The organism is Bifidobacterium bombi DSM 19703 (assembly GCF_000737845.1).
GTDB lineage: Bacteria > Actinomycetota > Actinomycetes > Actinomycetales > Bifidobacteriaceae > Bifidobacterium > Bifidobacterium bombi.
Genome location: NZ_ATLK01000001.1, coordinates 933,022 through 958,872 on the forward strand (window position 1 = coordinate 933,022; position 25,851 = coordinate 958,872).

General features: G+C 58.7%; 20 protein-coding genes. 3 read left to right on the top strand and 17 right to left on the bottom strand.

The genetic code is table 11. From position 1 onward, the window contains the following. Positions 1–101 precede the first annotated feature (101 nt). Both BBOMB_RS03520 and miaA read right to left on the bottom strand, forming a co-directional pair. Positions 102–3,008, bottom strand: a complete 2,907-nt coding sequence (locus BBOMB_RS03520) for a DNA translocase FtsK (protein ID WP_044087343.1) — start codon at positions 3,006–3,008, stop codon at positions 102–104. 81 nt (positions 3,009–3,089) lie between these two features. After that, a complete protein-coding gene (gene miaA / locus BBOMB_RS03525; protein WP_081867268.1) occupies positions 3,090–4,184 on the bottom strand; it encodes a tRNA (adenosine(37)-N6)-dimethylallyltransferase MiaA in 1,095 nt (364 codons plus the stop codon). Between the two features lie 230 nt (positions 4,185–4,414). Between miaA and BBOMB_RS03530 the strand changes: the two genes are divergently transcribed. Then, entirely contained in the window at positions 4,415–5,209 is a 795-nt protein-coding gene (locus tag BBOMB_RS03530) for a GTP pyrophosphokinase (protein WP_414133068.1), read from the top strand. 288 nt (positions 5,210–5,497) lie between these two features. Beyond that, positions 5,498–6,460, top strand: coding sequence for a Bax inhibitor-1/YccA family protein (locus BBOMB_RS03535; RefSeq protein WP_044087145.1), 963 nt, complete (start codon positions 5,498–5,500; stop codon positions 6,458–6,460). An 89-nt stretch (positions 6,461–6,549) separates the two neighbouring features. Here BBOMB_RS03535 and BBOMB_RS08280 read toward each other — a convergent pair whose 3' ends face one another. From BBOMB_RS08280 to BBOMB_RS03595, 12 genes are all read right to left on the bottom strand, one after another. Then, on the bottom strand, positions 6,550–6,810 hold the full coding sequence (locus BBOMB_RS08280) for a hypothetical protein (protein WP_238549876.1): 261 nt from the start codon (positions 6,808–6,810) through the stop codon (positions 6,550–6,552). 79 nt (positions 6,811–6,889) lie between these two features. Further along, a complete protein-coding gene (locus tag BBOMB_RS03545; protein ID WP_081867269.1) occupies positions 6,890–9,457 on the bottom strand; it encodes an HAD-IC family P-type ATPase in 2,568 nt (855 codons plus the stop codon). Positions 9,458–9,560: 103 nt separating this feature from the next. Then, positions 9,561–10,172, bottom strand: a complete 612-nt coding sequence (locus BBOMB_RS07545) for a hypothetical protein (RefSeq protein WP_152570121.1) — start codon at positions 10,170–10,172, stop codon at positions 9,561–9,563. A gap of 1 nt (position 10,173) precedes the next feature. Then, on the bottom strand, positions 10,174–11,472 hold the full coding sequence (locus BBOMB_RS03555; RefSeq protein WP_044087143.1) for a class I SAM-dependent RNA methyltransferase: 1,299 nt from the start codon (positions 11,470–11,472) through the stop codon (positions 10,174–10,176). Positions 11,473–11,797: 325 nt separating this feature from the next. Continuing rightward, complete coding sequence (locus BBOMB_RS03560) at positions 11,798–12,613, bottom strand: DUF3159 domain-containing protein (protein ID WP_081867386.1); 816 nt, start codon at positions 12,611–12,613, stop codon at positions 11,798–11,800. 118 nt (positions 12,614–12,731) lie between these two features. Further along, the gene (locus BBOMB_RS03565) at positions 12,732–13,652 is read right to left on the bottom strand and encodes a DUF3710 domain-containing protein (protein ID WP_052377419.1); all 921 of its coding nucleotides are present in this window, start codon (positions 13,650–13,652) and stop codon (positions 12,732–12,734) included. Between the two features lie 271 nt (positions 13,653–13,923). Further along, positions 13,924–14,811 carry an exodeoxyribonuclease III gene (locus BBOMB_RS03570; protein WP_044087141.1) on the bottom strand — a complete coding sequence of 296 codons (888 nt, stop codon included), beginning with the start codon at positions 14,809–14,811 and terminating at the stop codon, positions 13,924–13,926. Between the two features lie 99 nt (positions 14,812–14,910). Beyond that, complete coding sequence (locus tag BBOMB_RS03575; protein WP_044087140.1) at positions 14,911–16,929, bottom strand: dipeptide ABC transporter ATP-binding protein; 2,019 nt, start codon at positions 16,927–16,929, stop codon at positions 14,911–14,913. 15 nt (positions 16,930–16,944) lie between these two features. Further along, entirely contained in the window at positions 16,945–17,922 is a 978-nt protein-coding gene (locus BBOMB_RS03580) for an ABC transporter permease (protein ID WP_044087139.1), read from the bottom strand. A gap of 14 nt (positions 17,923–17,936) precedes the next feature. Continuing rightward, complete coding sequence (locus BBOMB_RS03585; RefSeq protein WP_044087138.1) at positions 17,937–18,863, bottom strand: ABC transporter permease; 927 nt, start codon at positions 18,861–18,863, stop codon at positions 17,937–17,939. A 401-nt stretch (positions 18,864–19,264) separates the two neighbouring features. Then, on the bottom strand, positions 19,265–20,908 hold the full coding sequence (locus BBOMB_RS03590; protein ID WP_044087137.1) for a peptide ABC transporter substrate-binding protein: 1,644 nt from the start codon (positions 20,906–20,908) through the stop codon (positions 19,265–19,267). A gap of 420 nt (positions 20,909–21,328) precedes the next feature. After that, positions 21,329–22,336, bottom strand: a complete 1,008-nt coding sequence (locus tag BBOMB_RS03595) for a tyrosine recombinase XerC (protein ID WP_414133069.1) — start codon at positions 22,334–22,336, stop codon at positions 21,329–21,331. 209 nt (positions 22,337–22,545) lie between these two features. On the opposite strand from BBOMB_RS03595, the gene BBOMB_RS03600 reads away from it, so the two are divergent. Next, on the top strand, positions 22,546–22,803 hold the full coding sequence (locus tag BBOMB_RS03600) for a DUF6725 family protein (protein WP_044087136.1): 258 nt from the start codon (positions 22,546–22,548) through the stop codon (positions 22,801–22,803). A 7-nt stretch (positions 22,804–22,810) separates the two neighbouring features. Here BBOMB_RS03600 and BBOMB_RS03605 read toward each other — a convergent pair whose 3' ends face one another. Genes BBOMB_RS03605 through BBOMB_RS08285 form a run of 3 tightly spaced genes read right to left on the bottom strand, consistent with a single transcriptional unit; the run spans position 22,811 to position 25,790 of the window. Further along, positions 22,811–23,896, bottom strand: a complete 1,086-nt coding sequence (locus tag BBOMB_RS03605) for a prephenate dehydrogenase (protein WP_044087334.1) — start codon at positions 23,894–23,896, stop codon at positions 22,811–22,813. 17 nt (positions 23,897–23,913) lie between these two features. After that, positions 23,914–24,915, bottom strand: a complete 1,002-nt coding sequence (locus BBOMB_RS03610) for a prephenate dehydratase (RefSeq protein WP_238549877.1) — start codon at positions 24,913–24,915, stop codon at positions 23,914–23,916. Further along, a complete protein-coding gene (locus tag BBOMB_RS08285; RefSeq protein WP_238549878.1) occupies positions 24,912–25,790 on the bottom strand; it encodes a hypothetical protein in 879 nt (292 codons plus the stop codon). Before BBOMB_RS08285 ends, BBOMB_RS03610 begins: the two co-directional genes overlap by 4 nt. Between the last annotated feature and the right edge of the window lie 61 nt (positions 25,791–25,851).

Consider the following 25,851-nt stretch of genomic DNA (forward strand, 5'->3'; position numbering starts at 1 on the left):
CAAACGCCCTCAAATCGAACCAGACGATTCGCAGAACGGCGTCGCCTGGACAAACGCAAGCCACAAAAACGCTCCCTGCACTGACACTCTCTGGAGATCGTTCACTCCGGACGGCCGGAGAGCGAGGAACCCGACTTGCCACGGATGAAGTCCAGCGCCTGGTTCAGGTCCTCGGGCCTGACCAGCACTTCGCGGGCTTTGGAACCTTCGGATGGACCGACGATGCCGCGGGATTCCAGCAAATCCATCATGCGCCCCGCTTTGGCGAAACCGATGCGCAGCTTGCGCTGCAGCATCGATGTCGACCCGAATTGCGAGGAGATGACCAATTCGGCGGCCTGAAGCAGCGTATCCATGTCATCGCCGATCTCCTCGTCTGGATGGGCCTCCTGCTCCTCCGCCTTCTTCGCCATCTCCTCGATGTCCTCACGATATTTGGGCTTTCGCTGTTGGCGAGCAAACTCGACGGCCTTGCGTATCTCCGATTCACCGACCCAGGATCCCTGTACACGTACTGGTTTGGCCGACCCCATCGGCAGGAAGAGCGCGTCGCCCTGCCCGATCAATGTCTCTGCGCCCGTGGTATCGAGGATGACACGGGAGTCCGTGGCGGATGATGTGGCGAAAGCGAGACGTGAAGGGATGTTCGCCTTGATGAGGCCGGTGATGACATCGACCGAGGGACGCTGGGTGGCGAGCACTAGATGCACGCCGGCGGCGCGCGCCAACTGCGTGATGCGCTGGATGGAACTCTCCACGTCGTTCTTCGCCAGCATCATGAGGTCCGCCATCTCATCCACAACGACCAAGATATACGGGTACGGGGCCACCTTACGCTTGGAACCCGCCGGTGCGTGGACTTTGCCCGCACGGACCGCCTTGTTGAAATCCTTGATATGACGAAATCCGAAATATTGCAGGTCGTCATAACGGGCGTCCATCTCCTTGACCACCCATTCCAACGCCTGTGCGGCCTTTTTGGGATCGGTGATGATCGGAGTCAGCAAGTGGGGAATGCCGGCATAGGCGGATAGTTCGACGCGCTTGGGATCCACCATGATCAGACGTACCTGATCCGGAGTGGCCCTCATGATGATCGAGACCAGCATGGAGTTGATGAAACTCGATTTGCCGCTGCCCGTGGCACCCGCGACGAGGAGGTGGGGCATCTTGGTCAGATCGGCGGTCACGAAATGGCCTTCCACGTCCTTGCCGACACCGGCAAGCATGGGATTGCCGTCGTTCTGCGCCTTATCGCTGCGCAGCACGTCCCCCAGATGCACTATCTCACGATCCACGTTCGGTATTTCGATGCCGATGGCGGACTTGCCCGGAATGGGCGAAAGAATACGTACATCGGAGCTGGCCACCGCATATGCGATGTTACGTTGAAGATTGGTTATCTTCTCCACTTTGACGCCAGGGCCGAGCTCCACCTCATACTGCGTGACCGAAGGACCACGCAGAAAGCCGACGACTTTGGCATCGACCTGGAACTGCGCGAATGTGGATGTCAATGAGCGTATGACGTTGTCATTGGCCTGGGTGCGGGCCGCGTGAGGCTTGCCGCGAACCAGCAGTTCAAGGGGAGGTAACTGATACGGCGGCTGCTCCGTCTCGAGTTCCGACGCGTCGGAACTCGAAGCCTGCTGCGAACCGACGGAGGCCGAAGGATTCACGCTCTCCTGCTGCGCACCTGACGCAGGGCCGGAAATCGCATCGGAATCCAGCGATCCGTCATCCCTGATGGTCGACCAGGGGTCGACGCCAAGCTCGCCGCCGAAGACCGGCGCCGCACTGGCACGATCGCGGACGGGCTGAGCGCCGTTTGATCCGGATCTTTCTACATGCTCAGGAACTTGCGAGCCTGGAGCGACCTGATCGATGGCACCGGTAAGCGCGTCGACGAGCATGGTCTGTCCGGAAGACGCCGAAACACCACCTTCACCAGCATCGAAGTATGCATCGGAGCGTCCGTCGGAAGCCCTTCTGTTCCCGGCGACATCGGCAGCCTGGTCGAACGGCGTGTCGAGTTCATACGAGTCAAGGGAGACATCGGACCCTTCTTTGCTCGTCCTTGAGAACATCGCGCGCAGTCTGCTGAATATGCCCTTCCTCGCCGTGTTCGCCGCGTCCGGCACCACTGCGGTTTCTTCAGCGCCGCGCGTGCCGCCGACACCTGAAGAAACGACAGTGCCCTGCAAACCGTCATGCGCGGGGACGCCTGCGGCGAATTCAAGTGGGGAACCGCTTTCCGTGGCATCGGCGACATGTCGGCCATCGTCCGGAGCATCCGTGTCCGGCTCGCCGTCAGAACTCGTGGTTCGTTTGCCGAAGCGCTCGCCAAACCAATCCACGACATCCTGTACATGCAGGTTCGCTATGAGCATGAGCACGGCAAACAACGCCACCACCACGAAAATCACGACGGCGAATCCCTTTGAAAGCCCCCAAGCCAACGGAGAACCCAATGCGAAGCCGAGCAGACCACCTGCATCCTGTACAGCAGCCAGATCGAACCGACGTTCGGATGAAGCCATGAGAACGTCCAGAATGGAGCATATGGACCACAGCAACAGCAGGGACCCAAAAATCACGCGCACATTGCCTGAGTTCCTACCCGAGTTGCGGTACAGCTGAGCGATGAGCACCACGAGCAAGGCGGGGAGCACCAGGCTCATCACCCCGAAGACGCTGGAGGCGAAAGCGTGAAGCCATTTGCCTAGAAATCCGTCGACACGGAACCACTCGGAAGCGCAGAACAGAACGGCCAGAATCAACAGGATGAAGCACCAGCCGTCATTGCGCGAATCGGCATCATACTCACCCACGCCGAACAATGTGCGAACCACGTAGCCCAAACCCCTTGGGACCGCAAGTAGAATCCGCTTCCACCACGGCTCTTCCTCAGGCAGGACCTTTGTCGTCTGGCCGTCGTCTGAAGAGCTCCTCGCACTGGTGCGGGAGCCCGTGGTTTTCCTTGGATGTGAAGATGCCTTACGTGCCATATCATAGGCGATTCTAATGCATGCCCCACCCACCTCGAAACCAACCCACCCACTGACGATTCCATGCACCGACGATCCGGCTCATTGGCCGCCGATGTCACCCAGATGATGGACCACATATCCCGGCCCATCATCTGCGGAACGGCCACCACCGACGCGACTCGCAGCCTCTCCCGTATGCGGCGCGGCCTCGCACGCACCGTCGGGCCCTTCAGCCTCAAGGAAATCGCCGGCATCGGCCCGCAGGACGATGTCAGCGGTCTGCTCGACAAGATCGGGACTCAACGCATCCAGCCAATGGATCCTCGGATCCCTGCCGAACCAGCCCATCTGCTTGCGCGCCAAACGCTTCGTTTTCCTGGCGATGTCATCAAATGCCTCTTCTTCGGTGCACTCGCCATCGAGATACCGACAAATCTGACCATATCCAAGCGCACGCGACGCAGTCGGTCCCAGACGGGGGCGAATCCGACGCACCTCGTCCACAAACCCATGGTCGCGCATCGACTTCGTACGTTCATCGATACGCCGGTCGAGCGATTCACGGGGCATGTCCAGACCAATCTGCACAGCAGGCATGACATAACGATATCGAGGCAATGTGGCCGAATACGGATGCCCCGTGATTGCGATGACTTCCAAAGCCCTGATGGTGCGACGCTGGTTGCGCGGGTCCATGTGCGCCGCCGCCAAAGGGTCCTTACGCAGCAGCTCTTCAAAGAGGGCCCCGGCTCCTTCGACCTCGGCGCGACGTTCAAGTTCGGCACGTATCCTGCCATCCGTCCCCGGAAAGGTTATGTCGTCAATCGCGGCACGCGCATAAAGCCCCGAGCCCCCGACTAGAATCGGACGTATGCCAAGCGATGCCAGCCGGTCGATCTCACGGCGTGCCAGAAGCTGGAACCTTGCAGCCGTCATCGTCTCCTCGGGGTCGATGATGTCGATGAGGTGGTGTGTCACGGCCTGGCGTTCGGCCCACGTGGCCTTGGCGGTCCCGACATCCATGCCGCGGTACATCTGATAGGCATCGGCGTTCACGATCTGCGCCGGGTTTCCGGAGCGAGCCAGGAGACGCGCCAGAGCTACCCCCAGGCCGGTCTTGCCGCAAGCCGTGGGACCCACAATCGACACCACCGTCTGCCTGCCAAGTGATGCCACCGAAAACCGTTGCTTCATACCAGCATCCTAACGAACCAGCACGATAGTCCAAACCGACCGATGATCCTCCCCATGCGGACCACTCCAAGACAGGTGCAGCCTGCCTTCGACTCCAAGACGCCGGCATGGCACCGAGTCGAAAGGGCATGTCGGCGGCTACGCGCCTGCGAGCGCAACGTTTCCCTCGTTTCGGTGGCGTTCCATGATTCTTTTTGGCAAAGCCGACGCTGACATGCCACGGGTCTATGCTGTTGACCGTGATACTTGACAGACATGAACATATCAACACGGCGGAGATCCAGACACGCCTTGAACAGGAGGCGCGCGATTGGGAGGGCAGCGACCCGTCCAAGCCCCCGTTCAACGTCAACGACGTGGGTCCCTTCATCGATATGATGCAGGTCTATGAGGCCGCAATGTACGAGATCAGCACCAAGCTTGAGATCCTGGATTCGGAGTTCGACGTGCACTTCGCGCACGACCCTATACACCATATGGAGCGGCGGCTCAAGTCGGTGAATTCGATCGTGGGAAAGCTCAAACGCCGTGGCTTGGAGCTGAGCATTCCGGCCATCAAGGACAATCTGTTCGACATCGCGGGCATCCGCGTGATCTGCAACTATCGTGACGACGTGTACTCTGTGGCCAACTACCTTTCCAGCCAATCGGACATCCAGGTCCTGCGCGTCAAAGACTACATCAAGAACCCCAAGCAAAACGGCTACCGCAGTTTGCACGTTATCTATGCAGTGCCTGTGTTTCTGTCGAACGGCGAGCACTACACACCCGTGGAGGTGCAATTCCGTACAATCGCCATGGATTATTGGGCGAGCCTCGAGCATGCGCTTCGCTACAAAAGCGACCTACCGGATGACAGGCTCGCGGAGCATTCACAGACGTTGCTTGATTGCGCCCGTAGCCTGCAGAACATCGAAACGCAGATGCAGAACATCCATCGCGACATCAACGGTGCACCACGCGAGGGAGACGCCCCCTCGCCCGAAGGCGACGTGGATGCGGGCCGCAATCCGATTCGTATGTGACGCGACGCGTTCCATACTGGTAACGAAGCCGTGCGAGACAGCGTGGAATCATGTAAATCTTCTGCCATCACAATCCCGCCGTTGCGATCCACAGACAAGATGATGAAGCGCGATCACCCGTCCGTTCACTTCGATGATTTCGGTTCACATCATACCGTTTTCCCTGGTATTTCTCAGAGTCATCCACTACACTGTTGCCTGTAGCGCTTTACGGGTCAGCAAACGACCACTTCAGTAGTGTGGAAGAACCTGTGCGGCGATTTGTCACAGTGAAGGAGCAATACATATATGACTTACGGTAACGAGCCCATGAACGGGGGCACACCCGCCAATGGCCAGCAACAGTTCAGCCAGCAGCAATATCCGCAGCAACAGTTCCAACAGGCACCATACGGAACACCTCAGAACATGGGTCAGCAACAATACGGTCAGCCGTATGCCCAGCCACAGCAGCAGCCCTATGCCGATGGTCAGAACCCGAAGGCATATCGGCAAGGACAGGGTTTCAGACAGCCTCAGTTCAATCAGGGTGGACCGACGATGACGGTGGACGGGCAAATGAGCTATTCATTCGAAAAGGCCCGCAACACGTCCATAACCAAGGCCTATGGAGAGATGACGCTCGGTCTGCTTCTCACGGCGGCGGTGGCGCTTCTGGGCGACGCTTCGGGACTGTACGCCGCCTTCACCATGGCCACCGGCTCATTCGGCTGGATAGCCCTCGCGGTAATCCAAATCGGCATCGCCATCTATATGGGCGCCAAACTCATGAAAATCAGCGTCACCACAGCGCGTGCGTTGTTCTATAGTTACGCGGCGCTGACCGGCTTCACACTTGGATCGATTTTCTACGCATACAGCCCATTGACCATCGGCGTGGCGCTGTTCATGTGCATGGCTCTTTTCTTCGTGCTCACCATGCTCTCTCTGACCACGAAGAAGGACATGCTCAAGGCCGGCCCGATTCTCTTTGCGGCGTTGCTGGTGCTCCTTATTGGTGAGGTCATCCTGATGTTCGTCGCCCCCTCAAACACCGTCCTCATGGTAACCGCAGGCATCGGACTGGTGATTTTCGCGGGCTTGACCATGTACGACGCCCAACAGACGCGCCAGCTGTTCGCACAGGTCCAGGCGACGGGGGACATGGCTCTTATGGACAAGATCTCCCTCATAAGCGCCTTCAACCTTTACCTGGACTTCGTCAATATGTTCCTCTACCTCCTTCAGCTGTTCGGAAGCTCCGACAACTAAAGGGCGGAGTCTCCTCGACGATCTAGGCAAATGCCGGATCATGTGAGCCGAGAGGCACAACGGACTCGAAAACCAAGGCCTGCTATCCATCATCGTTCTTCGATGGTTGGCAGGCCTTTTTCATGCCCGTATCCGTCTTGACCGACAACTATCGAATCCTTCGACGCATGGCGTTCCATTTCGTCCTGCCGAAGCGCAAGGTCCGGGCCACCAAGGCATATCACGAAGTCAAAAAACTCAAGACCAAAATCAAGGCCCAGACAATCCAAAGCAGCTCCGGCGGAACCGTCATCCGCCGAGCGTCCCACACGCAAAGCGGACGGCACATATGTACGAAAGCTGGAAGACACAATCTGCAGAGCAGTCCGACGAGCCGAGATGATTCGGCGACGGAGGAAAACCAGCGAAGACCGACGAGGTGCGAGACAATCAGCGAGAGCGCCGCGCAGCTGCAATCGCACTGACCGCTCGTTCCGCGGCCATGGTAACGAAGAAAATAACAACCGAGCACAACAGGACGATGGCCAGTACCAGCCACCCTTCCGCCGATGTAGGCAGAGACAGTGCGAAGAAGTGCTCGACCAAAGGGATGAACATGCCAAGAACGCCGACCAACCCGAAGAGGGCCACCAATCCACCTCGCCAGGAATTGAGGGGGCGGGCGACCCGCGCCAGAACCAGTATGCCCAACGTGAAGACAACGATGGCGCACAACCGACGGATAGAGCTCAACTGCTCCGGCTGCCTGAGGTCCAGCCCCAATACCGAAGGGACGACCCATTCCGTCAGCAACACAGACAAGGCGATTGCAATGCCGCCCGGCAGGGAAAAACGCACTACCCGCCCAAGGAAGCCCGGAACGTAACGGCGCGTGTTGGGGGCGAGCGCCAGGATGAACGCCGGAATGCCGATGGTAAGCGCACCAATGTAGGTAATATGACGGGGCAGATACGGGAACGGAACGAAGGTGAGCACCACTCCGAGAGAGATGAGCGCAGAATAAACGGTCTTCACCAGAAACAGGCTGGCCACACGTTCCATATTGGCCATAACCTGCCGTCCGCGCGCCACCACGTCGGGAAGATGCGAGAATCTGGAATCCACCAGCACCACCTGGGCAACCGCCTTGGTCGCGGGAGCCGCATTTCCCATCGCGATGCCCAGATCGGCCTCCTTGAGCGCCAAAGCGTCGTTGACCCCATCGCCGGTCATCGCCACCACATGCCCACCCAGATGCAGGGCCTGCACAATCGCCTTCTTCTGTTCAGGCAGCACACGGCCAAGCACATCCACATGCTCGAGAACCTTCGCCAACTCCTTGGTGTCCTGAGGCAGTTCACGGGCGTCCATCACCACGGGCCTGCGGGTGCCGGTAAGCCCCACCTTGGACGCTATGGCGCCGACCGTCACCGGATTATCACCGGATATGACTCTGCAACGCACGCCCTGATCACGGAACCAAGCCAGCGTCTTCCCGGCATCGTCGCGAATATGTTCGGAGCACAACATCAAAGCCACCGGAACCGCCGCCAGCGAAAGCGTCGGCTCATCAGCGAAACCATCGGGAACAACACCGGGCACCCTTGCAAGAAGCAGGACGCGATGACCTTGGTTGGCATACTCGTTCACCTTCTTCAGGACATCGGCACCATCCGCCGCAACGGCAGAAAGAATGACCTCGGGCGCACCCATATACCACACACTGCGATCTTGGGCAACGATCGCACTCCACTTACGTGCCGAAGAAAACCCTATTCGTTCTCGCACGGCACTTGGGTGGTATCCCTGTGCGGTCAACGCCTGAAGCACGGCCTTCCCCGTGCCGTTCGGATTCTCCTCATTCGACAAATCAAACAGCGCCTGAGCCGCATCTCGTTCGGAGACGGCATCGCGCCGCGCAGTTTCACTTCGGATTCCGTGGTCATCGTTCGCCGCGAGACCCTCGGCTAACATCTCCAGACGGTCGAACACGATGCCTCCATCGGTGATCGTCCCCGTTTTATCAAGGTTCAATGCATCCACCCGGGCCAGCGTCTCGACCGATTCCATCTCCTGTACCAACGTGTCATGACGTGCCAAACGCATGGCAGCAACCGCGAAATTCAACGAAGTAAGCAAGACAAGACCTTCGGGAATCATGCCGACGACACCGGAGACCGAGGAAACTATGGCATCACGCCAGTCACCCGTCGCAACGGCGTTGCTCCAACCACCCACCGCATGCAGCTGGGACAGAATCAGCAGCACGCATAGCGGAACGACCAGCACGGTCATGACCTTGAGGATGGTGTTGATACCCTGATTGAGATCAGAAACGGTTTTCTTGTACACCTTTGCCTGAGCGGTGAGTTTGGCGGCGTAGCCGTGGTCTCCGACAGCGGTGACCCGCACCAACGCCAGACCTGAAACCGCTGTCGACCCCGAATAGATTTCGGCGCCTTCGGCCTTGCGGACGGTTCGTGCCTCTCCCGTCAACATCGATTCGTCGAGTTCCAATCCCCATGTGCGCACTACGGTGCCGTCGGCGGGCACCTGTTCACCCGAACGAACCCACAATAAATCATCCAAGACGATGGCGTCATGGTCGACCTGCACGTTCCGGCCTTCACGGCGCACCAGGGATTGTGACCTTACAAGAATCGAAAGCTTATCAAGGGTGTGCTTGGCCTTGAGTTCCGTGAGGATCCCGATGCCGGCATTGACGATGATGACCAAGCCGAACACCGCGTCCTTCCATTGCCCCGCAAGCAGCACCATCACCATAGCCACGAGGATGATGACGTTGAAGAGCGTAAAGACGTTCTCGCGGATGATCGTCCACAACGATCGCGAGGTCTGGGTCTTCACTTCATTCGTCTGCCCGGCGCTCCTCCGGGCCATGATCTCAGCCGCATTGAGACCGAAATCAGATACTTCGGGAAGACGATCCCGCTCAGCCCCGTCATCACCGTTCAGGGACACTTCCGTTGATTCCACACCGCGCGCCTGTTCGTTCATGCCTCAAATCCCCTTTTTACGACCGCGCAAACCACATCACCGACCAACCCCGCCGGCACCCTCACATCGACCTCATCACCGGCCGCATATCATCGTACCGCGTTCATTTCCCATTGGTACCTAAAGAGACTTCCATGGACCGCGGATGTGGATTATCGTTGATGACCAAAGCCAGCGCATCCTCCAACGTCGTAACCGCATCGGAAGGCCCTTCCACCACATGCAACGAGACCGCCGTAAGCGTGCGTTTCAGCGGATGCCCCGAATTATCCACCAACACCACCGGAATCCCGGCTTCGCGGGCGTCTTCCAACGCCGATTCCCATAATACGGCCTCTTTCGAGGATCCTCCATGCCCAAATGCCTGCAGACCCGGAACCACGACCACGTTCACTACCCGCGAAGTCAACCCCTGCATATTGACCCCAGCGCTGTCGGCAGGACTTTCATCGGAGCCGACCGAAGCATAGACCGCTCGAAGTCCCTCATCGCGGCAAGCGCCGATGATACGCCGATCAAGCACCGTGTCACCTGCGCTGAGAACCCCTACGGTGATGTCCGCCTTATCGACGCCATCATGGGTGACGTTCGTCGATTCGGTGCGCGTATCGCCCACAGCCGAACCGGCAGGCACGCACCCTCCCATAAGCGGAGCCACTGCGCAGCAGACCACCATCGCCAACGACGCAGCAAGGAATCGATGCGTACCGGGCACGTTAATCACGACCTCGCACGAACGTGGCGACCGTCTCTACATGATGGGTCATCGGATAGATATCGAATCCCTGAATCGCCTTGAGCGAATAACCAAGTGATGTCAAAGTCGCGGTGTCACGAGCAAGACTCGTGGAATCGCAGGCGATGTAGACCACCGTGGAAGCCCCTGTATCTGCGATCTGGCGACATACTCCGGATTTGGCCCCCGCTCTCGGCGGGTCCAACACCACCACGTCCGGCTTTGAAAAATCGTCGGGTACGTTGCGCAAAACGCGGGCTACGTCCCCCTGCACCACTTGGGCGTTGTCGGCCTTGACCACATGCAGATTGCGCTCGGCGCCACGCACGGCGGTTCGGCTTCCTTCAACGCCGTACACATGGGAGTGGGAGAAGGTCTGCGCCAACGGCAACGTGAACAGTCCCGACCCGCAGAACAGATCCCATATAACGGCCGACCGTGTGCCGGAAAGCGCTTCGCTCACCTCGCGCATCACATACTTGAGCAACGCAGCAGGCGCCGCACGATGGACCTGCCAGAAACCGCCCGCATCAACGCCGAACGGATAGCGTCTGCCATCGACGTCCACCGCCTCCTTAAGCCGCTTTTCACCGCTGCGGACGTGACCATCGACTTCGATGGCGTAATTGCCGCCAACCTCCTGGGCGAGCGCTTTGTACGTCATTCTGGAGGTATGGACGTCGCGAGGTTCCGGCACTGCCACACGGATGATCGAACCAGGTTCGTATTCATGATTCCACAGGTCGAAACGGTCGGCTACGGCAAGAAGGGCGCGTGATGCGAGGGGCATGGTGGAGACGCGGACATGTTCATGCGAAGCCCGACGCCGCATGGAGACGTGACCGGTCTCATCGGCCACGAGTTCGATCCGGGTACGCCAGTGCAGACCGCGTTCCTCATCATCCTCCTCCAACCTTGCCACCCTTACATCGGGGATGTCCACATGACCCATGCGCCGCATCTGGTCGGTGATAACTGCGGATTTCCAACGAATCTGGCCTGGTAAGGCAACGTGCACCAAATCAGCTCCCCCGACACCACCACCGGTGCTGAGAGGGCCGGCAAGCCGCCAAGCCGGTTCAACCCGATCATCGCTCGCTTCGAGAATCTGGACCACTTCACCCGTCCAAAAGCGCTCATCGCGGTCATAGGGCTCATCCAGCTGGACCACCACACGTTCGCCGGGCAAGGCGAAACGCACGAACACCACGCGCCCGTCGATATGGGCGACGCAACGCCCTTGGTCCGCATACCGTTCTACTCTAACTTCCGCCTGCATCAGACTCCCCACCTACACACTCAAGTATCTTAAGAAAACATTCGCGGCATGGTGCCGCAACACCGGACAATGAAATGCCTATTTTAGCGAGAGCTCTCGTCAGGGTCTCGACCGAGCCGTCGGTCGCCTTCCAATGGAACCGTTTCCTTGTAAGGACCGATCGCATGCCAATCGAAGCGGAAATCTGCCGCCGTCTGCCCCGCTGAGAAGGCACTCCTCAAGCAGCCGAACGTCTTGACGTGCGCAGCGCCTTCGCGGCGACGATGAACGTCGTTCACTGGCCGTTGCAGGCGCACATAGGAGCACCCCTCAACTGCTGCCACACTCAGCTGCGCGGTCCATCCGACACGGAGGCATCGTCGTCATCGCCATGTTCACAATCGCCACCGTCTTGAGGCTGCGCCTGGGAAACGAACCTGGGGTGGTGCCGCATCGGGGTGGCTATGAGCAGGTAGGACACCCAGATCGCCAAAGCCCAGAACGGAATGCCCATAAGCAACCTGGCCGTCCCCAAGGCGGTGACATGATTGGTGTAATAAAGCGGAACCTGCACGATCAGACGCACCAGAAACAACGCGACCCACAGCAGCGTCACATTGCGGTATGCACGGTACAACAAGACATCATCTCGCCATTGAGCCAGCCACTGACGCAGATGGGATGTAGGCACGGACCTGATGAATTCCACAATCAATCCAACGCCGGGAACCCTGCATGCCAACGAAACGGACAGCAACGCCGCGTAGAGGATATTGGTGATGAAACCGAACGCATAATAATTGCGAGCCTCATTGCTCTTCCATGCCCATACCAGGCATATCGCCACAGCCGCCAAACCGCTGAGGGCACCAAGCACCGACTGCCTCTGCAGGAGCCGCGCCACCACCTGCAGAACCGCAATCACCGCGGAGACGATAACAGTCATGCGCAGATCGTTCGTGATCACGAACAGGACGACGAACACGAAACCCGGCAACATCGATTCGACGACACCACGGGGTCCGCCTATGGCATCGATCACCGAGAAATCCTCACCTCCGCCTGCGGCAGCCAAGGCCGCGAAGCCGGTGCGCTTACCGCCGGCAAAGGAGTGCCCCTCGCCTTCGATTTCGGGATTGTCGAGCTTGTGTGAACCGTTCATCGCCACCACATTCCAGTCGTTCGCTCCTGCACGCATACCAAGACCACGAGGCATCCCAGCGTGTCCGATGGCGCCGTCCGCAAGAGACGGCGCACAACCTTCAATAGGTCGTCTGGTCTCAACGCACCTCGGAGAACATCGGCCCACGAGAAATGGTGGTCTGCACGTTCACCTCCTGGTCAGCAACGAAGGGGCCGTCGATGCGCTTGGGAATCTCGTTGCCGTTTTCCCGTGCCTCCTCCTCGGCCTTGCGACGCTCGTTCGGCGTCACCGGAGGATGCATGGGCACCAGATCGCGCGGAGCGAGCGGCTCAGTGCCGCGATCTACCACGATGTCTGCAAAGAACCTGTTCAACGCCTCAGCCTCTTCGCTATGCGGATTGTTTGCCGCGGGACCGGAGAAGATGCCGCGCAGCATCCAACGTGGCCCGTCCACGCCGACGATGCGGGTGACCAACTTCTTACCGCCTTTGATGGTCACCGGAAGGCTCAGCTCCATGCCGAAGACCCCCGGGACTTCTTTGGCGCTGTCGTTCGAGGTAAGCAGGTCGGCGCGAACATCATCCCACAGTCCGAGGGTCTTGGGTGCAGCAAGCGCCTCGATTTCAAGACTCGAAGCACCATAGGTGACGGTACAGCCCAGAACCTCCTGATTGGCGCGATTGGCTTTGATGCGCAGCTCTATGCCTTGCAGGAAAGGCAGGTAATAAGCGCCCAAATCAAGATATTCCGAGTAGTCCGGAGTGTCCTCATCATCGATGTCCCAAGGGCCCCAGTCTTCACCTCGTCCTTCATACTCCTCGGTGGGCTCGCTCGGATACAACGGTTCGGCATCGTCATCGTCGTCAAACCCGTCGTCCGCTTCGTCGGACTCATCGATGCCGGCATCTCCCTCAAAATCGCGCAGGGGCTCATCAAATAAATCGCCGGTATCCTCCGTTTGCACGTCGGCACCGATCTTCGAGTCATCGTCTTCGCTCTCGCCGTCACCGGCATGTGCACCGCTGTGCTTACTTTTACCAAAGCCAAACAATCCCATCGTTCCTCATTTCGTCGCTATGTCAGTGACAGTGCTTCGTCGTAACATGACGTTTCAGCCCATGTTCAGGATATCACCGAGGCGCTATCTGCCCAAGCCATCGCGCAAAGCGCGACGCATCGTGTGAGAGACACGAAGCCGACATTAACTACGGATGCGAAACGGAGACCATCATCGAACGACTATGACGCGAAAGGACCATACAGCAAGCATGGCCATCGACGGGTTCGGGCCTGTTGCGGACGACGCGCGACGAACGGCAGACACCGGGCTAAATGTCGTAAACAATCGTCAGCGGCGCATGGTCGGACCAGCGAGTGTCGTAGCTCGAAGCCCGGTCGATGGTGAATTCACGGGCCCGGTTCGCCAAAGCCGGCGTCGCCAACTGGTAATCAATCCGCCAGCCGACGTTGTTGTCAAAAGCCCGGCCACGTTGACTCCACCATGTGTAAGGCCCCTGTACGTCTCCCGCCAGAGTTCTCATGACATCGACGAAGCCGAGACCAGCGGCGTCATCATCGCTGCCCAGCCATCGATCCACATAGGCACGTTCCTCAGGCAGGAAGCCGGCGTGCGTTTCATTTGCCTTCGCGTTCTTGATGTCCAAAGGCGTATGGGCGATGTTCATGTCACCGCACAACAAAGCCTGACGGCCGTGTTCGCCCTGCCCCGCCGCCTCTTCGCGCAGCTGCGCCATACGCACCAGCATCTTGTCAAGGAACCGGAATTTCTGGTTCATTTTTTCGGGATCATCGGTATTCCCCGCATGTACATAGACACTCGCGACCGTAAGTCTCATGCCGCCCGGAGTCGTGATGTCGTTCTCGATCCACCGTCCGGAATCGACGTCCTCATCCAAATCCAGCAGACCATAGCGACGGTCCTCAACCTTGAACGTGGAGAGCAGGCCAACTCCTGCACGACCTTTGATGCGACACACCTCGTTGGTGGTCTGCAGATCCTGAGCGGAGCCCAGTCGGCCGGCACTCTCGTAGCGTCGGCCGATCTGTACGAAGACAGGATCGATCTCCTCCTGCGGGGCCCGCACCTCCTGCATGCACCACACATCCGGCGCCTTGACGTAGGCCCAATCAAGGAAACCTTTGCGATTGGCTGCACGAATACCGTTGAGATTTGAAGTAGTGACCGTAATGCTCATAGTCAGAGAGTATCACCGGAACTGCCAATAATAGCAAAGTGCGCCGCACAGCAGCCATCCGCAGTATCCGGGACAGCCACATATGCGACGTGCGGAACTTCAGTCCAAGCCGAGCCTGAGGTCACCACCTGGGATGGCGTCGAGCAAATCGCGGGTGTACTGCTTCTGTGGATGATCAAAGACCTCATCGGTCGTGGCGTGCTCCACCAGCTTGCCTTTCTGCATGACGACCACCTCATCGGCGATCTGACGAACTACCGCCAGATCGTGTGTAATGAAGAGATAGCTCAGTCCGCGCTCGGCCTGGAGATCGTTGAGCAACTGCAGAACCTGGTCCTGTACCAACACGTCAAGCGCGGAGACCGCCTCGTCGCAGACGATGACATCCGGATTCAGTGCCATGGCCCTTGCAATGGCGATGCGCTGGCGCTGACCACCGGAAAGCTCGTTGGGGTACCGTTGCATGACGGACTGCGGCAGCTTGACAAGATCCAACAACTCGCTCACTCGCTGCTGACGGCTTTTCTTGTCTCCGATCTTGTGGATGCGCAACGGCTCCTCTATGGAGCGATAAATCGAGAACATGGGGTCAAGCGAACCATAGGGGTTCTGAAACACCGGTTGGACATGACGTCTGAAATCAAGCAGCGAGCGACCCTTGAAGTCCTTGATGTCCTTTCCCTCATAGGTCACGGTACCGCTCGTCGGCTCCAGGAGCTTGAGGACCATGTTCGCCACCGTGGATTTGCCTGAACCCGATTCACCTACAATGGCCAGCGTCGTCCCTCTCTTGATGGAGAACGACACATCATCGACGGCCTTGAACATCTGCCGCTTACGGGGCAGCTTGAATTCCTTGGTCAGATGACTGACGGTGATGATGTGCTCGCCCTGTTTCAGAGTGCTTTCGCTTTTGACCGCGTGTTCCATGTACGACGAAGCGTCCTGACCGTGTTCCTTGGCGGAAACGATGCGCTGGGACGCAAGGGACGGCGCCGCAGCCACGAGCCGTTTGGTGTAGGGGTGCTGAGGATGCTGCAGCACTTCAAGGGAAGGACCGGACTCCACGACCTGCCCTTTGTACATGACGACGATATGCTGGGCGCGCTCGGCAGCAAGTCCGAGGTCGTGTGTGATGAACAACACGGCAGTGCCCAGTTCATCAGTCAGATTGTGCAGATGGTCGAGAATCCGCTTCTGCACCGTCACGTCAAGCGCCGAAGTCGGTTCGTCCGCGATGAGCAGATCGGGTCGGCATGCCAAGCCGATGGCGATCAAGGCACGCTGAAGCATGCCTCCCGAAAACTCATGCGGGAACTGGCGCGCCCGGGTGGCGGCGTCAGGCAATCCCGCTTCATCCAAAAGGCCGGCGATTCGGTCGTTCATGGTGCTACCCAGCACATACCGCTTGGCTATGGACCAAGCCTCATCATCATCAACGCCGGCCTTGATAAGATCGTCGGCCACAAGCCAGCGGGTCGCGGACCCCGCAACCCAATCCTTCTTGAAATAGTCCATGTGCCGCTCGAGCGCTTCACTGGTAACACCGCTGTCAGTGAGGGCCTTTTGCGCGGCCTTGAACAACTCCGGCAGTTCCTTGGAGCCGATGAAGGTCTCGTCATCCTCGCTCTTGATGCTGACGGCATCATCTCCGGCAAGCGCCTTGGCGAGCTTTGAGCGCTTCTCATGCGAGACATCCATATGGTTGGCCTTCAGGGCCTCTTCCACCTGGGTGCCGATGCGCCAGACCGGGTTGAGATTGCTCATCGGGTCCTGGGGCACCAAACCCATCTTCTCGCCAAGGATCTCCTCATACTGCTTGCGGCTGTATCTGGAAATCTCCTCACCTTCAAGCTTAATCGACCCCCCGGTGACCTTGCCGGTCCCAGGCAACAGACCGAGCACGGCCATGGCGGAAGTGGACTTGCCCGAACCGGACTCACCTACGATGGCGACCCACTGTCCTGGGTACACGCTGAAGGAGGCGTCACGCACCGCGTGCACCACATGCTTCTCATCGGTCGTGAAATCCACCTTCAAGTCTTTGACTTCGAGAATGGGACCCTGCTCACGCTGCATTGCAACGACTTTATCCTGATTGTTTGTCTCTCGACTCATCAAACGATTCCTCTCTCAGGATGTACGGCTCTTGGGATCAAGAGCATCCTTGACCGCGTCGCCCATCATGATGAAGGCAAGTGACGTGATGGCCAAGGCAACGGACGGATAAAACAGCACCGACGGGTTGGTTCGGAGCATCGTCTGGGCGTTGGAGATGTCCCCGCCCCAGCTGACGGTGGTACTCGGCAGGCCGATGCCAAGGAAGCTCAGCGTGGCCTCCGAAACGATGTATGTGGCAAGCGACGTGGTGGTTACCACGATGATCGAAGCCAGGGAATTGGGCATGATATGCATCATGAGATTCCGAATCGGAGTCGAACCCAACGACGTGGCCGCGGTGTTGAACTCCAGGTTCTTCGTCTCAAGAACAGCGCTCCTTGCTATACGCGCGGTCTGCGTCCAGCCGAAGAGGGCGAGCACCAGCACGATCTTCCATATCGAGCTTGAGGTACGGAACATCTGCAGCACCACAATGGCGCCAAGCAGCAGCGGAATCGCCATGAATATGTCGGTGCCTCGGCTGAGGATCGCATCGATCCATCCACCGAAGAACCCGGCGAGTGCACCGATAATCGTGCCGATGATCATGACTAGGATGGTAGTGAGGATTCCTACGGACAAGGATGTGCGCGTACCATAGACCGTGCGTGTAAACACGTCACAACCCTGCGTATCAAAACCGAAGGGATGTCCTTTGGCACTTGGACCGAGCGAATTCTCCAACGTGCAGTAATTGGGATCCTGATGGGTGAACACCTGGGGAAACAGTGCTACGAAGATGATGAACAGGATCAGCAGGCCTGAGATCACGAACAGCGGGTTCTTGCGCAGCGTGCGCCAGGCGTCGGCCCACATACTCGTGGCGGGCGCGGACTCGTCAATCGAATCGACATCCTGCAGCGGCGTCTGCTCTACCGGAGCCACAAACCGTTCCTGTCCCGGGAGCGTTTCGTAGGCGGTCTTGGAATCAGCGGAAGTAAATGCAGTCATTGTTTCTTTCTCCCTCAGGCGTACCGGATTCGTGGATCGAGCAGCATGTAGATCATATCGACCAGCAGATTGCAGACTACGAAAATGAGCGTCAAAAGCGTAACGATCGACACCACCAGATTGCTTTCGCCTTTCAGGATGCTCTGATATGTGAGGAAGCCGATGCCGTGGATGTTGAAGATGGTCTCCGAAATCATCGCACCGCCCATCAACGCGCCCAGGTCCTGACCCAAGTAAGTGACGACGGGAATCAAAGAGTTGCGCAGCACATGACGCACAATCACCGAACGGTTGCTCATACCCTTCGCACGGGCCGTGCGAACATAATCCTCCGCAATGTTGGAAGATACCTCGGAACGCGACAGCCGGATGATATATGCCATCGACACCGAGCCAAGCACCATGGCGGGCATCAGCAGGTCCAGGAAACCGGGGTTGCTGCCCGCAGTCACTGGAAGGATACGCCATTTGACTCCGAGGAAATACTGCATTACGAAACCGGTGACGAAGGTCGGCACGGAAATCAGCAAGAGCGAGACGATGAGGATGACGGAATCATACCATGTGCCCTTTTTCAGACCGGAGATGATGCCGAAGATGACACCGAAGATGGCCTCGAAGCAGAACGCCATAACGGCCAACTTGATGGTAACGGGGAACGCACGTGCGATTTCCGCAATCACCGGCTGCCCGGCAAAGGTGTTACCGAAGTTCAGCGTCAGTGCGTTTTTGAGGAACAGCAGATACTGAACGATGAAAGGTTTGTCGAGGTTGTACTCCGAGCGAATCTGAGCCGCCACGGCGTCGTTGATGGGCTTGTCTCCGAACATCGCCTTGACGGGGTCGCCAGGCAAAGCGAACACGAGCGCATACACGAGCAGCGTCGTACCGAGAACCACAGGGATCATCTGCAGGATACGTCGCAGAAGATACTTGCTCATCGAATTCTCCTTATGATTTTTGCCGACAAAGCAAAACAACCAGCCGGCATTACTTGGGTAAGTTTATCGCACCTACAGACCAAACGGGCTTCCACATGCCGCCCGACAGGCTTCAAAGCAGTAACCGATGCCTCGATTGCATGTCATCGGCATCGCTGCGCAACCTGCCTGGAACCACACAATCCGCCTGGCGCACTGGAATGAATGCCGATCCACGTCACTGCCGCAGACGCCGACACATCTGCCGGCACGCGGGGGATGCAACGCGACCACACCGCCACGCACACCGCCGCCGCGATATGCCAATGGGAACAGAATATGAAAGTGCGGCGCGGAAAACCCGCGCCGCACCACTGCAGCAGCTTATGCAACACGTTAACGGTGCACAAGCGGAACCCGAATCACTTCGTCATCTGCGAATAAGTCGGATAGCTCTGCCAATCGATGGCGAAGCCCTTGACGCCTTTGGCTGCGACACCGTCGTTGTTCTTGTAATATATCGGAATCGCAGGCAGATCGTTCAGAAGGATTTCCTGGCTCTGGCTATAGAACTTATTGGCTTGATCAGCGGACTTGGCCGCATAGGCTTCGTCCATCAGCTTGTCAAACTCTGGGTTCTTGTAGTCGCCATCGTTGGAGCCGTTGCCGTCGGCGGCCGCCGAAGAGAAGCACTGGTACAGGTAGTTCTCTGCGGACGGATAATCAGGCATCCAACCAGAACGGAAGGCACCCGTCATCTTGCGGTTGGAGATGCTGTCGCGGAATTGCTGGAAGGTCGGGACCGGGTTGGCCGAAGCCACATCCACACCCAGCGCGTTGTTGATGGAGTTGACCATGGCGTCGAAGACGGGCTTCGCACCACCGTCGGAGTTGTAAGACATGGTGAGCTTGTCGTTATCCTTCGAAATGGCGTCCGCCTTGGCCCAAAGCTCCTTGGCCTTGGTCGGGTTGTACTCTAGGTTGGAGCTGCCCTTCAGGTTGGCGTCATAGCCCGGTGTCAGCGGGGAAGTGAAGTCATGAGGAACGGCGCCGACGCCGCTGAGCACCTTGTTGACGATGGCCTTACGATCGATGGCCATGGAGATGGCCTGACGACGCAACGTGCCCTCTTCGGTACCGGATTCGAAATGCTTGATATTCGCAGGGATGGTGAACTCCTGAATCACGGAGCCGGGCTTGTTGTATGCCTGGATGGAGGAATCCTTCTCGAAGGTCTTCGTATCGGCCGCCGGAACGATGTCGAGCGAATCGAGGTTGCCGGCCTGAACATCGGCGTAAGCCGCGTCATCCTTGGTGTAGACCTTGAGCGTTACGCCGTCGTTCTTGACCTTTTCAGGACCGCTGTAGTTCGGGTTCTTTACGGTCTCGATGGCGTTGTTGTGATCCCACTTGACGAGCTTGTAAGGGCCATTGCCAACGGGTTTCTGTCCGAAGCCCTTGGGGTCCTTGTAGAAGGAATCGGGAAGTGGCGCGAACGCGCTATAACCGACTTTGATGGGGAACGTGGCGTCGGGCTTCTGCAGATCCACGGTGAACGTGGTGTCGTTGACGACCTTCAGTCCTGAAAGCTGTTCGTCGCCCTTCAGCCCATCCTTCTTCTGCACATCGTCGTAGCCTTTGATCGAAGAGAAGAACGAAGCACACTTCTGTGCGTTCTTCACGTCCGCCACATAGCTCCAGGCCTTGGTGAACGACTCCGCCTTGATCGGCGTGCCGTCGCTGAACTTCAGGCCCGGCTTGATCTTGATTGTGTATTGCGTACCCGCCGCATCGGGCTTGATGGATTCGGCCTGGTCGTTCATCGCGTTGCCTTTTGCATCAAAAGCCACAAGCTGTGAGAAAATCAGACGCAATACCCTGCCGCCTCCGGACTCATTGGTGTTACCCGGAATCAACGGGTTCTGAGGCTCCGAAACATTGCCCGTGATAATCATCTTGCCATTGCCGGCCGATGCGCTGCTGCCGTTTGAGCTGCTGCCGCAAGCCCCAAGCGACAGAGCCAACGAGCAGACCGCCGCCGCGAACGCTATCGTTTTCTTCTTCATATTTTCTCCCATTGGTTGCCTAGACAACTCTTGTTGAATCAAAGAGGAGGTTGGTTCCCGATAGGGGAGCCAACCTCAACGCTGATATCGTTATTCTCACTCAGATATCAGGATTATGCAAGCCAATTCCCATAAATTGAACGATTTTAACAGCGCTGTCTATGAGTTGCGAGACAAACGCGGACTTTTCAGCTGAAGATATGGGAGGGTTGATGCGATTCACGCTCCTTCTGCGAGCCGAAACGGAGACCCGGAGAAGTCTGTTATATTACGAAATTGTTAACGAAGAGCGCACATGGGAACTGCGGCATACCACCTGTTCTGCCGTGCAACGATGCCGACGGCTGGGCATAGGCAAAACCTGCACAATGCCGACCGACCCGGCCGGACAAAGTCCACTGGAACTTCGGATGACCGACTTCAGGCCCTTGGAAACGCCTGCGCATAGCGTTCCTTGAGCTGCTCCATGGATACATGCGTATAACGCTGTGTGGTCCGTATCGAGGAATGCCCAAGCATCTCCTGGACCTCGCGCAGATCGGCTCCGCCATCAAGCAGATGCGTCGCCGCGCTGTGGCGAAGGGCGTGCGGGCTGATGTCCGGAACGCCGGCCCGGGCGGCCTTGTCGTGTACCACCTCACGCACGACACGCTGATTGATGCGCGAGCCACGCGCACCTAAGAAAACCGCCTGCAGCCGACCGGACTGCCCACCTTCGGCAGGACCGGAGCCGCGGTCTTCGACACCGCCGCCACGATCCCCAACAATATGACCCGCGTCGGAAGCACGAAGCAAAACCGGCCTGCCCTCACGCATCCAAACCTCAAGCGCCTTCGATGCCGGAGCTCCGAACGGCACTACACGTTGCTTGTCCCCCTTGCCCGTAACAGTGAGGGTCCGACTGGCGAAATCGACATCGCCAACGTCCACCCCCACCAACTCGGCCACACGGATACCTGTGGCATACAGGACCTCGAGCATCGCGGCGTCACGCAGCACGATCGCCTCCTGTTTGGATCGCGAAGAGAACCGTCCGGCACCGGCTTCGGACTCGGTTTCATCCATGAGACGTTCTGCCTGTTCCTGGTTCAGCACGCGCGGCAGATTCTCGGGAATCTTGGGCGTCATCAGCGTGGCGGCGGGATCGCAGGGCAGTACGTCATGGTCGAAGCACCACGCAAAAAACGCGCGCACGGCGACAGTCTTCCTGGCCATCGTCGAACGCGCACGGCCACGGGTCTCATACGCCATCCACGCCCGCAGACCCTCCAAGGTGACATCGTCCAGCCGTTGCACACCTTGGCGGGAAAGAAAATCAAGACACTGCGACACATCCTGCGAATAGGCACGCAATGTGTTGACGCTCAGACCCTTATTCGCTTCAGCATACGTCAGGAAATGCTCCAACTCCGTGCCACCCAACGCCACCGTCGGGCCCTGCCCCCCATCGGTCTTCAGTTCGCCGCCAGCCCCCACAATGACCTCCGTCCGGAGATGAAACCTTGTAATCCCTCGCGAATCAGCCTACAATGATGCCGTCACAACCATTTACCCGACACGGCGGCATCCGTCCGCGAGCCACGGAGCAGGTGAAGCGGCCGGGCAAAGGTGCCATCCCACCCCACTAAGGAGCCCTCATGCCACTGCCGCATACGATGCCCGCCGGCGCACGCATCATGGTACGCACCTTCGACGGCGTGAACGAAGTGACGCATCGACAGGAATACCGCGACTACATAGGACATGTCATCTCATGGGACGGCCAGACCCTGCACCTCATGCGCGATGCAGCGGCCAACGGTTCGCGTCCGGAGATGCCGGTGGACATCAGCGCCGATAACATTCTCGTACTCAAGCCGATCCCCGAACGACGGGTCAGACCGCTACAACGCTGATCAAGCGTCATATGGCACAGTCAGGGACGACACGAATGACCCAGGGTGAAACGAAGCCGACGACCTGTTCCCCCGCACGAGCGGAGGTCAGGAAGGAGGACCTCCAGTCCGAGGGGTCGATTCGGCGCACATCCTCGTTACCGGCGCCCACGCCAGCAACGCCGGCAACGCCCGGGGATGCGGACTCCAGGCGCCGCTGACGTCCTTGGTGCGCTTTGAAAGCGCGGAACGGCTGCCCCTGCGAAAAGAACCGTACCATTCCCGACTCGTCGGCGGCGTGAAGGACATCGGCGAAATCATTCAGATCGCGTGCCAAGGAACGCAGCAGGACCTCAACATTGCCGGAGTTCTCTTCAATCATGGCTCGTGTGCGGGCGGGATCGGTAAGCGCGACCCGCGTCATGTCCCTCCAAGACCCAGCGGAAAGTGCGACAGCCACGTCACGGTCGGGACTGGCGACCAAACCATTGATCAGAGCGGTCGCTACGGCGTGAGGCGCATGGGAGATCATGGCCGCGGCTCGGTCATGGGTCGCGTCATCCACGACGATGAACCGATCGCCCACCGTTTCAAGAACGAACCGTGCCATTGTGAGGAATCGTCGGTAATCCGTACCCTCATCGACGGTGAGCGCCCAGAGCGCATCATCGAAAAGTCTGGCATCGGCGGCATCGAAACCCGAACGTTCGTTGCCACACATCGGGTGGGACCCAACGTAGCACGCTTCAAGCCCGACCTCCTTCACCTGTTCGCGCACCAGGGCCTTCACGCTGCCGACATCGCTCAGAATGGTCGCACGCCGATCGATGACGGGTTTCAGGCTGGCAAGCACCTCAGGCATGGCCTTGAGCGGATTGCACAACAGCAGCACGCGCGGCCTCGCGAGCGCCACTTCCTCGATGGTATCAACGCATTCAATGCCCTGGGCGCGGGCGGCAGCATACGGATGGGAGCGATGATTCCAAGCCACCACACGCACCCCACGCGCCGTCAGACGCTGGGCGAGGGAACCTCCGATAAGCCCCAGACCTATGATCCCGACCGTATCCGACTCATCCCACGCACCCTCGGCAAGGGGCCTGCCGTCGGTCACATTTCCTTCGTCTTCGCTTACCACAGCAGTTCCCTTCGAACGTTCTTCCCGTCAATCTGCCCGCCGCGCACTCCACCCCGGGGTAACATCCATGCGTCCACGGGTGGATGAGGACGTTCCCGCCTCGGGTACACGGCGAGCGTCTTGACCCAATCGCCATGCGACGTGACACGCTCCAGCACGTCTCGGAACCCACTCTGCCACGGTGCCGCATCGACGGTTGCAATGAAACTGTAGGTGCCTGCACGGCCCTTGATGGGCCGGGATATGAAACCAGTCATGTTCAGCCCCGCATCCCGCAGCACATCGAGTAGATCGGCTAGTACGCCCGGCCCCGTACTCAGTGGAACGAAGGCGATGACCGTCTCGTATTCGCCACGATGTCGGGGCAGATCCATCACATCGCCTCGTGGAGCCACAACAAGGAAATCCGTACTCGCTCCCTCGTAGTCCTGGACCGCCTCCTCCAATGTCGTCAGACCGTACAATTCACCGCAAATCGAGGGACCGAGCGCCACCTGACCCGACCTGATGTCTCTGCAGGCGGCCGCATTCGAGGAAGCTGGACTGGGTTCAAGCCCACGACGACGCGCAAAGCCCCTGCACTGCGCCAATCCGTGGGGGTGGGCGCATACCTGATTCAAAGGAGAGGTATCACCAGGCCTTACGAACGCGTCAAATGAGATATCCACACTCAATCTCGCACAACCCGCCACATCAGCCGAGTCGATCAGCATGTCGAGATTCGGTACGACATAACCCTCAACATTGTTTTCCCAAGCGATGACGCCCCAGCCCTCGCCTGCCTCAACATGCTCGATGATCCGTCCGGCATCCTCACAAGGCTGTGGATCGCCCCCAAGAAAGCGTGCGGCATCAATCGCCGCCTGATGCGTGAACGACCCCTGCGGTCCCAGGAAATAAAGCCTGCGCAACCCGCCCGTACGCCGACCTTCCGATTCCACGGATTCGCCATGCAGACCGCAATCAGGGCCCATCACCACCATTCTCTCCTTCATCGATCCCGCCTATCCGCAGCCGCCGAGGACGACGGCCGTGCCATGGAGCCGCCGACGGCCCGACACGACGGTCCACCCTGCGCCCGTACGGCGCCGAAGGATGACGCGCCAGCCGCAGGATCCGCGCATTCCCGGAGTTCCGAATACCTCCAGGAATCCGGCGACTTGCCGTCATGGGCATCACCTTCGGCCACCTCCGAAGTCTTCTTGCCGTATACTCCATCATTGCGCGCACCGAACCAGCGGGCTGGCAGGAAGACCATAGCCACCTGCACCACGATCATGCCCAAAAACCATATATAACCTGCATACTCCGTCAGGAACGGCATTTCCACAGTGAAACCCGGCACGAGGACATTGCCGTTGACCCCTGAAGAAAGCAGCGAAACCACCAGGGACGAGGTTATGAGGTGAACCGCCAAACCAATAACCCCGCTGCGCGCACGCGCGCCGAACGCCGACAGGATGACCATGACGAAAGCCAGAACAAGGCCGTAAGGCACGGATCGCGGCACACCACACCGGTACGCCAACGTGCCGATGAACCCCACAAGAACGCCGGCCGCAGCCGCGATAAGCAGGCGAACCGGATAGCTTTGCCGGTATGACCAAGGCAAGGTGCGGCCGAACGTCTCCTTCAACACGTCAAGCAGTGAGTCTGCCCCCCGCACGACCCCTCGGGCCGCCGCACCTCGGACCACGCCGTCATCGGATGAGCGACCATCGGCCACACTGTCATCGGATAGGCCGCCATCATGAAAAACATCGGCAGAAAACACGGAGGACGAGCGGTCCATGTCCATGCCGGTTCCGCTTTCTTGCCCATCATCCTGCCCGTCAACGGCCGAATCCTTCGTGCTTCCAAGATCGTTCATAATTCAAGTATGCCTCAGCGGGTTGTCAGCGCCGCCGTTCCATCCTTGACCGCACGTCGTG

What these genes read in the sequence shown, in the direction of transcription:
- BBOMB_RS03535 (WP_044087145.1), top strand. Translation starts at nt 5,498, where the DNA reads ATGACTTACGGTAACGAGCCCATGAACGGGGGCACACCCGCCAATGGC.
- BBOMB_RS03545 (WP_081867269.1), bottom strand. Translation starts at nt 9,457, where the DNA reads ATGAACGAACAGGCGCGCGGTGTGGAATCAACGGAAGTGTCCCTGAAC.
- BBOMB_RS03570 (WP_044087141.1), bottom strand. Translation starts at nt 14,811, where the DNA reads ATGAGCATTACGGTCACTACTTCAAATCTCAACGGTATTCGTGCAGCC.
- BBOMB_RS03565 (WP_052377419.1), bottom strand. Translation starts at nt 13,652, where the DNA reads ATGGGATTGTTTGGCTTTGGTAAAAGTAAGCACAGCGGTGCACATGCC.
- BBOMB_RS03555 (WP_044087143.1), bottom strand. Translation starts at nt 11,472, where the DNA reads ATGCAGGCGGAAGTTAGAGTAGAACGGTATGCGGACCAAGGGCGTTGC.
- BBOMB_RS03585 (WP_044087138.1), bottom strand. Translation starts at nt 18,863, where the DNA reads ATGAGCAAGTATCTTCTGCGACGTATCCTGCAGATGATCCCTGTGGTT.
- BBOMB_RS03580 (WP_044087139.1), bottom strand. Translation starts at nt 17,922, where the DNA reads ATGACTGCATTTACTTCCGCTGATTCCAAGACCGCCTACGAAACGCTC.
- BBOMB_RS03520 (WP_044087343.1), bottom strand. Translation starts at nt 3,008, where the DNA reads ATGGCACGTAAGGCATCTTCACATCCAAGGAAAACCACGGGCTCCCGC.
- BBOMB_RS03590 (WP_044087137.1), bottom strand. Translation starts at nt 20,908, where the DNA reads ATGAAGAAGAAAACGATAGCGTTCGCGGCGGCGGTCTGCTCGTTGGCT.
- BBOMB_RS03610 (WP_238549877.1), bottom strand. Translation starts at nt 24,915, where the DNA reads ATGAAGGAGAGAATGGTGGTGATGGGCCCTGATTGCGGTCTGCATGGC.
- BBOMB_RS03600 (WP_044087136.1), top strand. Translation starts at nt 22,546, where the DNA reads ATGCCACTGCCGCATACGATGCCCGCCGGCGCACGCATCATGGTACGC.
- BBOMB_RS03560 (WP_081867386.1), bottom strand. Translation starts at nt 12,613, where the DNA reads ATGAACGGTTCACACAAGCTCGACAATCCCGAAATCGAAGGCGAGGGG.
- BBOMB_RS08285 (WP_238549878.1), bottom strand. Translation starts at nt 25,790, where the DNA reads ATGAACGATCTTGGAAGCACGAAGGATTCGGCCGTTGACGGGCAGGAT.
- BBOMB_RS03575 (WP_044087140.1), bottom strand. Translation starts at nt 16,929, where the DNA reads ATGAGTCGAGAGACAAACAATCAGGATAAAGTCGTTGCAATGCAGCGT.
- miaA (WP_081867268.1), bottom strand. Translation starts at nt 4,184, where the DNA reads ATGAAGCAACGGTTTTCGGTGGCATCACTTGGCAGGCAGACGGTGGTG.